8 protein-coding genes are annotated in these 12,557 nt (G+C 46.8%); 3 read left to right on the forward strand and 5 right to left on the reverse strand.

Annotated features, from left to right (window positions below; genetic code table 11):
• Window positions 1–16: 16 nt before the first annotated feature.
• Window positions 17–691: a hypothetical protein gene (locus VF412_RS01900; RefSeq protein ID WP_331337503.1), complete on the reverse strand. Its 675-nt coding sequence runs from the start codon at window positions 689–691 to the stop codon at window positions 17–19.
• Window positions 692–945: 254 nt separating this feature from the next.
• Between VF412_RS01900 and VF412_RS01905 the strand changes: the two genes are divergently transcribed.
• Window positions 946–1,455, forward strand: a complete 510-nt coding sequence (locus VF412_RS01905) for a hypothetical protein (RefSeq protein ID WP_331337504.1) — start codon at window positions 946–948, stop codon at window positions 1,453–1,455.
• A 3-nt stretch (window positions 1,456–1,458) separates the two neighbouring features.
• Window positions 1,459–2,208, forward strand: a complete 750-nt coding sequence (locus VF412_RS01910) for a hypothetical protein (protein WP_331337505.1) — start codon at window positions 1,459–1,461, stop codon at window positions 2,206–2,208.
• 4 nt (window positions 2,209–2,212) lie between these two features.
• Here the strand turns inward: VF412_RS01910 and VF412_RS01915 are convergent, their stop codons facing one another.
• The 3 genes from VF412_RS01915 to VF412_RS01925 all read right to left on the reverse strand — a co-directional run bounded on the left by VF412_RS01915 (window position 2,213) and on the right by VF412_RS01925 (window position 11,297).
• Entirely contained in the window at window positions 2,213–7,363 is a 5,151-nt protein-coding gene (locus VF412_RS01915) for a beta strand repeat-containing protein (protein WP_331337506.1), read from the reverse strand.
• Window positions 7,364–7,506: 143 nt separating this feature from the next.
• Complete coding sequence (locus tag VF412_RS01920) at window positions 7,507–9,279, reverse strand: long-chain fatty acid--CoA ligase (RefSeq protein WP_331337507.1); 1,773 nt, start codon at window positions 9,277–9,279, stop codon at window positions 7,507–7,509.
• Between the two features lie 59 nt (window positions 9,280–9,338).
• Window positions 9,339–11,297: a serine/threonine-protein kinase gene (locus VF412_RS01925; protein WP_331337508.1), complete on the reverse strand. Its 1,959-nt coding sequence runs from the start codon at window positions 11,295–11,297 to the stop codon at window positions 9,339–9,341.
• 65 nt (window positions 11,298–11,362) lie between these two features.
• Here VF412_RS01925 and coaE point away from each other — a divergent pair, with 65 nt between their 5' ends.
• Window positions 11,363–11,968 (forward strand): dephospho-CoA kinase, encoded by a 606-nt coding sequence (coaE, locus tag VF412_RS01930; RefSeq protein ID WP_331337509.1) that lies wholly within the window; start codon window positions 11,363–11,365, stop codon window positions 11,966–11,968.
• Here coaE and VF412_RS01935 read toward each other — a convergent pair.
• On the reverse strand, window positions 11,965–12,486 hold the full coding sequence (locus VF412_RS01935; protein ID WP_331337510.1) for a hypothetical protein: 522 nt from the start codon (window positions 12,484–12,486) through the stop codon (window positions 11,965–11,967). The genes coaE and VF412_RS01935 overlap by 4 nt on opposite strands.
• Window positions 12,487–12,557: the final 71 nt, after the last annotated feature.

Consider the following 12,557-nt stretch of genomic DNA (forward strand, 5'->3'; position numbering starts at 1 on the left):
GCCGCTCTTCTCTTGTTTACCAATGCCAGTAGACGTTTCCGTACACACCTACACCAGGATTATAATAATTCACTGGGTAAGAAGTTTGGTAACCGCCTGGATAGACCGGTTGATAAGGCTGTGCAACTTGAGCGGGATTTACACAGACTCCCAATCCAGATCCTGCAATCACTTGTTGGCAAGTCGCCCCGACGCCACAAGATCCTGCTTGGTTAATAAGACAACTTTGAGTCACATTACGAGCGCAAGTGCCTTGGTTGGCTGCTCCCGGAATATTTGAAACCTGAGGCAAGTTGATCGATGCTCCGTAAGCCCCGCCGTATCCGTAACCGTAAGCAGAGCCACCGAAGTTCATGTAGATCGCTGTATTGAAGTAAGGTTGAAGATATTGGCTGGAAACACAACCAAGTCCCATCGTGCCGTTGTACGCAGGAGTGTATCCTACTGGGCAACCGCACAAACCATATTGATTAAAATATGTCGAATAGTTGTAAGCGACGTTGCCATAGGGAAGATTATAAGTCGTCCACCCATTGCCATAGGTGCCGTAAGCAGCCGTGTTACAAGTTGTTGATCCATTCAAGCAACCCATGTCCGTCGGAGTGACCGCGATAGAGTTGTTTGTGCCTCCACCGTTACCGCCACAGGCCGCTACGAATAAAGCGAAAACTAAGAAAACCAGCCTTTTCATAGGCCCTCCATAAGGAAAAAGTTTGAGGAATGACTTCCAACGCTTTTCCATGATCCAAGTTCTGTGCCCTTTCGAGACACCCTCAAACCTTGTTTATTTCGATTTCAGGGGAAGTTTCTGCAAGGAGGGTGACCGTTTTGGTCACCCTGCGCCGCAGAAGGCTTCACACTCTTGGTTTTTCAAATGGGCGTTTTTTCTGGAGCCATGGGCTATCTCGTGGCAATCTTGAACTGTCATATCGAAAGGAGTCGATCATGAAATACATCGGATGTCTTGCAGCCTTGATGTTGGCTCTGCCTACTTTTGCAGCTCTGCCGGCAAAAAAAGCCCCGGAAGTAAAAGGGATTCTTTCTGGATCTGGTTCAACCTTTGGAGGTTTAGCAGGTTCTGGTTTTACTTTGCTTGATGTGAAGCGTGTTGCAACAAACTCGGACAAAATCGAACGCTTGGTTTTTGATATTGGAGATAAAGAAGGTCAAGATATGCGCGGCTGGCCTGGTTACTACCACGTTGAGCTTAAAAATAATCCGCAAAGATTGGTCATCGATTTTGCCCAAATGCCAAATTCCCGTGTCACACAGTTGACATTGAATTCACGTTTGAAGGGGTCGCCTTCCATCCTGAGCTCGATCATGAGCTTAGAGCCGGTGGATAACTCTTTGAACCTGACGATGAGTTTAAAGTCCAACACGAAGGTTCGCGTTTACCAAGTGATGGGTAAAAAATCGACAAGCAAGGTTGTCGTGGATTTGATCCGAGGCTAATAGATGCAAATTTCGAAGTGGCTTCTTTCAATGCTATTGTTCCTTGGTGCTTCCGCTGAAGCCCGCGTCTTTGATATGACCAAAGAGACGACGGCTGCTTACTTCGGCTTTACCGGTGGAACCTCCGCATTGGGAAAAGCTGCCTTCGAAAATGAAGCGGGGACAAGTGTTACGTATTCGGACGAGGTAAAGTACAACTACACCGGCGAGTTCGGCTTTCTTTATTCCCGCGGTCCTATGGCTTTGCGTTTTGGTTTGGAAATTTTAAAACCACAAAGTCTTTCAGGTCTGAGTGGAAAAAATGGTTCCACGGAATTATTCACGGAAAATTCAGATCTGATTGGTTACATGCCGAAGTTAGGTCTTGAATTCAATCTGAAAAAAACAAATATCTTTCGTTCGTTCATCGCAGGCTCTGTGGGCTACGCCGCTTTAACTTTGAAGAACGTTTATACTCTGACGTCTGCGGGGCAAACGGCTTATCCTGGAATGGATACTACGATGGAAGCTAAAGGCACGGGTGTTATGTACGGGCTTTCTGCTGGTGCTGAAGTGCTGATGACAGATACGACGACTTTTGTATTTGAGGGCGGTTATCGTCTTTTATCTATCGACAATATGAAATACTCACGCAGCGGCAGTTATTTTGGTTCCACGGTGAACGACGGCGACAGTATGCAAGACAATGGCTCCGCTAGAAAGTTTGATCTTTCCGGTTTCTATCTTGGTTTGAGCTTTAGATTCTATCTTTAGAAATCTATTTGGAAACAGAGCTGATGGCTCTTTCGATCTTTTCAAGGCGTGTTTTGATTTCTTCATTATCTTTATGAAGCTTTTCATTTTCCAGGCGAAGAGCTGTCACTTGCTCGCGAAGATTTTTTATGTCGGTGTCTTTTTCCGCTTTCAGGTCTTGAATGGATTTAACAATTAATGGAGTTACTTTACCGTACTCTACTGTCCAAGGAGTCGCTCCTTGTTTTAATGGTGTCAGACCATTGTCTCCATTTGTCGCTACCGCATCGGGGAAGATCTGATAAAGCTCTTGCGCTATGAAGCCTGTACGTTTTTTGCCTTTTTCGGTGACGTAGTTGTAGTCATGCACTTTAATTTTCAAAAGATCTGCAAGTCCAAAAGACGTATCGATGATATTTTCTTTCAAGCGACGATCTGACGATGTTCCGTAGCTTGTAGTAGATCCAGAAATGGTGATTACACCGGCCATTGTTTGCGTGGAGCCCGAATAGAATGCGATGGCGGATCCTCCATTCACGGCCCACAAGTTCATCAGGTTATTGGACGAGGACATTTTCATATTGAATCCGTCATTCCCATTTGCCGCGATGGTAAGGGATCCAGCTGCGTTCGCGGTCATAGGATTTGTAGTTGTCCCAATTCCTAGTGAAGAACTCACATCCAGTGTGTGTCCCGGACTTGTAGTCCCAATACCAACATTGCCCGCAGCGGTGATGCGCATTCTTTCCGTGGCATCACTGGAGCCATTGTTGGTTAGAAATCTGAGGTCGGCAGTCATCTGTCCGCTTGCAGGTGTTCCGGTTGCAACTCCTTGAATGAGTGCGCCTCGAGTGTAGGCAGAACCATCGTATCCGCGGAAGCTGATATTTCCTAAAGCGTCGCCGTTTTGTATGACACTAGGGCTTCCGACAGAGCCACGGTCTTTATTTAAATAAATATCAGGTGCAGAGGCGCTGGCGATGGATCTTGTTTGGGACAATGTCGAAACGCTTCCCTGCATATCGAACGGAGCGGAGGGACTTGTCGTCCCAAGACCGAGATTTCCTCCTACAACAACATTTAAGTTCTGTGTGCCAGACCAAGTTCCCAGTTGATCACTGGTATTGCCAATGCGAATTGTATTGTCAGAGGAGCTTGTGGCAGGACCGATTCCCCAATAACCCGAATTCGTCCAATTACCCACGTATTGGGCCTGTCCCGCAGAGTTATAATAGCTTCCGACGTAAACACCGTATTTACTTGATTGAGAACCATTCGGTCCTACTTGCAGAAGATTGTTCACAGAACTTGCGCCGATTCCGACACGACCGTTGACATCAATACGCATCGTCTCAGAGTTTGAAGTGGAACCTGTTTTGATTGTATTGAAAATTAAATTTGTCCCTGCGGTACTGCCTGTCCATGTCTCTGCCGCTTGTGCATATATTTGCGCGCCCGCAGTATAGCTTGAGCCGGAGTAAAGACCTTGGAAAAGAATTTGTCCAAGATTGTCTCCGCTAGCAACTGCCGTCGCAGCGGTGCTTGTGCCACGGGCACTTTGTAGCAAGAGCGTTGAGCCTCCTGAAGAAGAACCAGTGTAGTTTTTAACTGTAAACCCAGGAGTGCGTGATCCCGACGAGGTCGTGTTGATCACCGTGACACCGCCGGAAGCATCACTTTGTGAAACTGTCAGAAGATCTGAAGGTGAAGTCGTTCCAATACCTACATTTCCATTTGCAAGCAGAGACATCACATTGACTTCCGGAGTATAAGTATTTCCGTTGGCTAAAACGAAGTTCACCTGACTTGAGGCAGAGTATGAGCCAGCATAAGAGCCAATTTGAATATCGAAGGTTGAACTGTATCTGGACGAGTGGTCACTCGAGCGATCAATTCTTAAAGCAGTTTCCGGAGCGTAAGAAGAAGTGGTCTCTATTGTCGGTGACCAAATGTTTGTGGCGTTCGTGGTGCCACCGGCTCCGTTCCCATTGGCGATTGTGTAGCCAAGGCCCAAGTCAGTCCTTCCGACGACAGTAAAGAGACCGGCTAAGTTGGTAGCTCCGATGCCGACATTTCCTCCCGAAGAGTAAACGGGAGAGTTCGCAACAGTTGTTGCCGCGTTATAATAAGGAAGATATCCGGCAGAACCAGAACCTGAGAGCGTGCCCGAAGGCAAATCGGCAGATGCGATAGCTCTAAACGTCGGAGTGCCCGAGCTTCCGTTTGGTGCAGCGAAGAATGTGTTGGCAGTTTGCGAACCGAAGCTCACCTGTGAACTTGTGACAGAAATATTCGTGCAAGAAAGATTATCAGTTGCCGCGGTCCATGTCAGAGTTTGTCCTGCAGTACATCCCGTAGAACCACCTCCGAAGGTCTGAGCACCGGTGACGGTCGATCTTAAGTCAAACATACTCACAAAGTTCGGAGTCCAATTCGTACCATCGTAACGAAGAACTTGGCCGGCTGTAGAAGGTGCCGTCGTGGAAATATTTTTTCCTCGGATCGCAGTCACCGTGAAAGCACCCGTATTCGTCATAGTGGCATCTCCACTTGGTGCAACCGCAGTGGCAACGTTAGAACCATTACCAACCCAGATATTCGCAGAAGTCAGTGAAGTGCCTTGCTTGTTGTTGAACGTGTTCCAATCTGTTGAAGACAAGTAACCATTGGTTGAAGTGTTCGCCTGAGAGATGGTGATATTTGGAGTTGAACCTCCGCTAGAGGTAAGCGGGGCGCTGGCAGTCACACTTGTCACACCAAGAGAAGATAAGCTGGTCCACGAAAGGTTTCCAGAACCATCATTCGTCATAACCTGGTTTGCAGTACCTTGACCTGCTGGCAAACGGAGAACGTAGCTTGTGCCAATAGCTCCCGAAGGTCCTTGCAATGTTACAGTATTAGAGCCAGAGCCTGCGGTATAGACATCGCCAATGTTGGCAGCATGAGTGAGGTTGCCGCTCATGGAGTCACCGGCCTTCAAGACGTTTAATGAAGCGGCTCCAGTTAAACTTGCAGTGATTGTTCCCGCAGAGAAGTTTCCTGAAGCATCTCGTTTTACAATCGTACTTGCTGTGTTCGTGTTTGTTGAGGCATTCGCTGCGACTTCGGCAGTATGAATATTTGCCGCAGTGGAACCACCCACAGAATTCACAGTGGCAGCAACAGAACCTGATCCGCTGGCGCTGACGTCAGAGGTTAATGCTGAAATTGTGCCCCCGGAACCTGAGGCAGAACTTATTAAATCCCATGACGATCCATTATAGCGATAAATTTTCTGTGTGTCGGTTGCAACATACAAGTCGCCGGATGTGGGTGAAGAAGGTTTGCTAGCATCGACACCCGCGCTAATGGTAGCCACACCGCCGCCGTTTTTGACTAATGAATCAGTGATGCCATAACCGCTCAATGTCGTTGGTTTGCCTGTAGTGATTTTTGACCAGTCCAAGTTCGGAATATCAGAGGCAACTAATGACGTAGATCCTGAGGTCACCCGACCCTTAGAGTCTGTGATGACTTTATAGTAAGTCCCCGCAGTTCCCACAGAAGCCAACGTTAATGTTGTTGACCCTGCAGAGGATGTCACATCACCGGTAAACGCGGGAAGGGCTGCTGCTGGCAAGGTTCCGCTAAGATCACTTGCTTGCAAACTTGAGTTCACAAATGCCGTGCCATTGTAACGGATATAATCCGCTGTCGCGGGTGTTGTAAGAGTCAATGTTGAACCCTGAAGTTTTGCTATCGTTGCCGCTGCAGATCCAGGGCCGCTCGCAGTCACGTCACCGGTTAAAGCCGTGACATAATTTCCAGCGGCCTGTTTATTGTTGAATGTATTCCAGTCGGCCGAGGATAAATATCCATTCGTAGATGAAGTCGCTTGAGTGATTGAAATTGAAGGTGTTGTTGTTCCGTTGGTTACACTCAGTGGAGCGCTTGCACTTACGGACGTGACAGTTCCACCAGCATTGCTGTCGGCAGCGGGTGCCCAATTTGTCCCGTTGTATTTTAAAACTTGGCCATTGGTCGGCGCTGTCGAGAAATCAACAGCGTAACCTTTGATTTTATCAACACTTGTGGCGCCAATAGATCCGCTGACATCACCCGCTAAAGAGACATTGATGGCTTGGCAAAGAAATTTTCCTGACACAGAACTCCAGTAAGGAGTTTCGTAATCATGACAGTTTGCGCTTCCAACTGCGGTATTAAATGCCGATGTGGTCTGATAGCCACTCAATGTGCTTGAAAGATTTGTGACATCAGATATTGCAATTGCGGACCCGACCCACTTAGCACCATCGAATTTAAAAAACTGTCCTGACGTTGGCAATGTGCTCGAGACATCAGTGCCTTGGATTTTTGCTACGGCAGGATTGGGGTAAGTTCCGCTAAGATCACCAGCTGCCGTTCCGGTAGGCGTGCGCGCATCACTGAAGCGAGGATCATTTCCGGCAGCCACAGTATTTGAAGAAGTTCCGACGTTTAAAGTGAGCGTCGGTGTGGAAGTGTTGTTAATGATAGTCAGGTAGCTATTCGCTGAAGACACATTAGTGACAGTTCCTCCACTGGCCCCAGAGACTCCACCGCAAGTTAATTGCGTGCCATCCCAAGTTAAGAATGTGCCGGCACCGCAAGTTGGAATTCCTGTCTTCAAAACGAAGTCTGAAGCTGAGTTCGTTCCAAGTTTCTGTGCTGATTCCGCATAACCCGCATACGGCACAGAACGAATCACCGAGTCTGGAGAAATCGTTTTCCAACCGCTGCCATCATAAAACTGCACGCGCAATTTACGAGCGTCGCCAGAAGAAGCCGTGTAAGTGCTTGTTCCGTTCGCGCAAGTGTATCCACTGCAAGAACCGCAAGCGAACGTTGTTGTGTTGTTGAAGGCATCAAGAATTGAAAAGTTTCCGCTCAGGGGAAAGTTGATCGCGCCACTTCCAATGGGAAGATCAAAAACACCACCTGAGTTCACCATGTTGTATCCGGTCAGCTCTTCTTGATAAAGAACACAAGTTCCTTGTGGATCTGTGACTTGGAAAATAAAAGAAACGTTGCTGTATTCGAGAGGCGTACCGTCAGATTTAAGAATGCGCCCTTGATATGTCAGTTGGGCGGGTGACGCGAAAAGCATCACGTCCCAAAATGACAAGGTGGCAAATACAAGTACGCGCAAGAACTTCATGTACTTGATATCGGTAAGAAATTAGACAATCTTTATTAAAAATTAACAGGAACTTGAGTAAATCGCTCCGTCTTCATTTTCAATTTTGGAATTCATGAACCGCCCTTATAAAGGTGGCTCATAATAAGAATTTATCTCTAAATTTAGTATAAACTCTCAATTTCCGCAGAAAATTTTTGATCCAGGACTTTGCGTTTTACCTTCAGTGACGGAGTAAGTTCCCCCGCTTCTACTGTAAATTCTTGCGGAAGGATTAGATACTTCTTAATCGATTCATAGCTGGCAAGATGGGTGTTGGCATCAGACACGGCTTTGCGAATGATGTCATTCACGAACGAGCTCTTCACCAAGTCATTCCAGTCTTTGAATGCAAAGTTCTTTTCCTTCGCCAATTTTTCAAGGGCATAACGATCCACTGTCAGCAATGCCACGATATATTTCTTTTGATCCCCATGAATCAAGACGTTCGTAATATAGGGGCAAAGCTTCAAGAAGCTTTCAAGGCGCTGTGGTGCCACGTATTTACCGCCGGCTGTCTTAATCAAGTCCTTCTTACGGTCTGTGATGCGTAAGTCCCCACTTGGCAAGATTTCGCCGATGTCGCCTGTGTGATACCAACCATCTGTGAAAGCCTCTTTCGTGGCTTCCGGATCGTTGTAGTATTCTTTCATCACTTTGTCGCTTTTCACCAGAATCTCGCCATCTTCAGCGATTTTCAATTTCACTTCGCCGATAGGACGGCCTACGCTGCCGAAACGATAATTGTATGGAGTGTTGACTGTGATCGCGGCTGTCGTTTCCGTCAGACCGTAGCCCTCAAGAATCAAAATACCGGCAGAGTGAAAGAATAAGGCGATGTCTTTCGAGATGGGAGCTCCGCCACTGATCGCGAAACGTAGGCGACCACCGAAAGCATCTGTAATTTTTGAAAGAACAAGTTTTTTGGCGACTTCGTATTGCATGAGCAAATCAAGAGGTAAAGCTTGACCACTCATTTTATGATCGCCAACTTTTTTGCCGACAGAAAGGGCCCAGCTGAACAATTTCATTTTCAAAGGCTGAGTCTGAATTTGCGCCCAGATTGCCGCATAGATTTTTTCGAAAATGCGCGGCACCGAAACCATGATAGTCGGACGGATATCAACTAAGTTGCCACGAACTTTTTCAAGGCTTTCAGCATAGGCCATAGTGTAACCGATGTAGGTATGACCCCAATGTTCAATACGACCTAGAATGTGAGCGTAAGGAAGAAAGCTCAAGGAAACGTCTTCGGAACTTGCGCCACAGAACGGGAAGGCTTCAGACACTTCGCTGACAGCTTGCAAATGAGTCAATACAACGCCTTTAGGACGGCCTGTAGTTCCTGAAGTATACAGAATTGTCGCTGTATCCTCGGGCTTCAAGGTTTCACACAATGATTTGTATTCTTGTGGATGGGACTGGCGATAACCTTCACCAATTTCCCACATGCCTTTCCAGGTGATCACATCGGCTTCAGCTGTTGTGTCTTCAAAGACGATGACTTTCTCAACTGAAGGACATTTATCTTTGACTGATTGGAAAATTTTAAGAGGACCGCGACTTTCCGTGATCAAAAAGCGCGCCTGAGAATTATTCAGAATGTATTCAACGTCCTCAGGTGTATTATTCTGATAAACGGGAACCGTGACGGCTTTAATACCAAAGATTGCAAAATCCGCTACAGACCACTCGTAACGAGTGTTGGACATGATGGCAACATGGTCGCCCGGCTTAATTCCAAGAGACAATAGAGCAGAACCAAGAGTTTCAATGTCTTGATAATATTCAGGCCAAGTTTTTGAAATCCACTTATCGCCCTGTTTGAATTTGACGGCTGCTTTTTGGGGATCGCGGGAACGCATTTCGAGAATGGATTGTCCCAAAGTTTTCGTCATGGTGAGAACTCCTAGCTGTCGTCTTCAAAAGAAATATTAGCAGCAATCTATACGAGGAACTATTTCAAGTACAACTCTACAGTGTCTTTTTGGTCGGCGTGAATCATCACTGTTTTCTCTGCCGACAGTCCCGTCAGTTTATTGAAAGCCTGTATTTTAACACCGACTTCAGCTTGGATGTAGTAGGGCTCGTTTTCTGTTTTGATATCGACCGGCACGCCGGAGATTCGCAATTCAGGATTCGCACCACCATTCGCAATCTTGATGTACAAAGTCGCAACGCGAACAAGTCTTTGCAGATTGCCCTCGATACTTCCCACATCAGTTGTCGGTGTGTATGTAGTTACATAATCGGAATAACCTTCTTTTACAAGACGGATGTTGGCAGGGACGTTGGCTCTGAGCGTTTTTCGCATCGGAGTATAACCGCCCGTATCAGTCCCGTTGATCACAACACGGGCTTTGTCAGGATTACTGCGAATCATAACTGTGTACTCTGGTGCTGTTGCCGCCATGTCAGCTTGTTGTGGATCGCCCTCTGAAGCGGGTGCCGCGGAACCAGTTGCAGGAGTGGCCGCACTTACTGGTGGCAGACCTTCCTGTGTAACTGGAGTTTTCACAGAAGATTTTTTAAATGCATTGAAAGCAAATAATCCGCCGGCGACAATAACGACACCCAGTGCTCCGCGAATAGCCCACGTTGTGTAGTCTTTCGCTGGAGGAGTGCTGCGAATGGCCGTGCGTGTTCCCATCGGCATGCCACCGGATGGAGTGCGAGTCATTGTAACACTTGTCGATGAGCCCGTCGAAGTACGAGTGTGCGTGTGAGTCACGTTTGTATCTGATTTTGGAGCCGCAGGTTTTGGCGGAGCCTTCAGATTGTCAAGATTCACGCGAATGTCAGTCGATGTATTAATGTCTAATTTCTCGTTGGCCAAATCACCTTCATCCGCATCAGCAGAGATAGGTGCTTTAGGTACATTTTTCGGTGGAACGCGAAGATCCGTCTGTGTGACCACAGTTTTATCTTCATTGCCAGTTCCTTGAATTTTCGCAAACTCGACAAGCTTACGGCGTTGCTCAAGGAACGCTGCAGAGAAGGCATTCTTCATGAACACACTGAAATCGTGAGGAGAAAACTCTGGATATTGTGTATTCAGGAATCTATTCAAATCACGGTGCAAAGCCGCTGCAGTTTGATAACGAAGGCTGCGGTCTTTTGCCAATGCTTTATTTACGATGCGCTCAAGCTCTGGCGGAATAGATGGATTGATTTTGCGAATAGAGGGAACTTGGCACTCGCGAATCTTACGCAAGATCGCCGCCTCACTGTTTGAAGTGAATAGACGATCATTGGCAAGAAGCTCCCACAACACGATACCCATCGAGAAAATATCTGTACGAGGATCAATGTTTTGACCATCCGCTTGTTCAGGAGACATGTAACCATATTTCCCTTTAAGCGTGCCGGCTTTTGTTGCTTCAAGTTGGGTTTCCGCTTTGGCAATACCGAAGTCGATGATTTTTACTTCACCTTCAAAGGATACCATGATGTTTTGCGGACTCATGTCACGATGAACGATGTTCAAAGGGCGTCCTGTTGTACCGTCGATACAACGATGAGCGTGGTCAAGCCCCGCAGCAACCTCTTTGATCATGTACACGATTTGTTCGATCGTGAATTGAGTATTAGATTTCTTAAGTTCGTTCAGGATTTGACGAAGGTTGCGGCCTTCTACGTATTCCATTACCAGGAAGAATTGATTTTTTTCCACACCGAAATCATAGATGGAAACAACGTTACCGTGATTCAGGTTCACGGCGATCTTTGCTTCCTCTTTAAACATCTCGATGAATTCTTGATGGTCAGAATATTGGGGAAGAATGCGTTTGATGGCTACGAATTTGTTAACACCCACGGCACCAGTTGATTTGGACAGATAAACCTCTGCCATACCGCCTGCAGCTAAACGCTCTAGAAGGATGTATTTACCAAATTGCTCTACAGCCTGAGACATGAAAATATGTTCCCCTTTGAGAAGACTATCGGTAAAATAAAAAGAATCTTTAAGGAGATTCGGATATGAAATGGATTGGACTGACCGGAGGTATAGCCTGCGGCAAGAGCACGATAAGTCGGATGCTCGTGGAACACTCCATTCCGGTTATCGATGCTGACGTAATTGCTCGAGATGTCGTGAAATCCGGTTCCCCTGGACTTAAGTCTATTGCGCACGAGTTCGGTGAAGATGTGCTTCTTGAAGATGGAAATCTAGACCGTCGCAAATTAGGACAGAAGGTTTTTGGTAATCCGGAATTGTTGCGCAAGCTCGAGGAAATCACACATCCGCTTATTCGTGAGGAAACTCGTCGTCGTCGTCGTATGCTGGAAGATATGAATACTCCGTTAGCGGTGTACGATGTTCCTTTGCTTTATGAAACTAAAGCCGAGGACCAATTCGATGGTGTGATCGTGGTCAGTTGTACAAAAGAACAGCAAAAAGAACGTCTTCGTCGTCGCAATCAATGGAGTGAATCAGAGATCGAAATGCGTATTGCTTCGCAGATTCCAATTCAGTTTAAGGAAGGGCAGGCGGACTTTATCATTTTCAACAATAAAGACGAGCAACATTTACTGCGCGAGTTTGATCGCCTTCTAGCGTGGCTTGAAGAGCAAAAAAAGTCTTAGAAGTTAAAGTTGTACCCCAGTTGCCCATACATATCGATACCCGTGACGGCCACACCAGCTCCGAGCTCAAAATTAAATTGTGCGCCGATACCAAGGCCTGCTCGGGCGCGCCAACGTTTAATTTCCACAACATTGGCAAATTCACTTTTTGCATCAAAGAAAGTTCCCGCAGCTATGCGCACATAGGGAAGGTAATCATCCTGGGTGATGAAAAATCTTTTTCCCAAAAAAGCGCCGACTAAATTGTCCTTGTTGATTTGTCCTTCAAGATCCCACTGAGGCAATCCTTCAATATCTAACGGAGAATAGCGGAGAGCTAAGGTCGGTCCTTGCCTCCACTCATTGCCTTCTAAGAAATCACCACCGGCAAAGCCCACCGCCAGATTCAATTGCGTCGAGGGAAGTTGGTCGTGGCTCATGGTCTTGTCTGCTAATAGGGGATCGCTCTGCCCACTGAGTGGGGCTGGGTTTAATGTCGTTTTGGTTGTAGGCGCAGCCTGCGCTGAAAGCGCATTCACGACCAAGGTCAAAAAAAGGATCGAAACGGAAACTCGCATAAGACAAAGCATAATTTATCTCTACAATGTTG

The organism is Bdellovibrio sp. (genome assembly GCF_036384735.1).
In the GTDB taxonomy this organism is placed as follows: domain Bacteria; phylum Bdellovibrionota; class Bdellovibrionia; order Bdellovibrionales; family Bdellovibrionaceae; genus Bdellovibrio.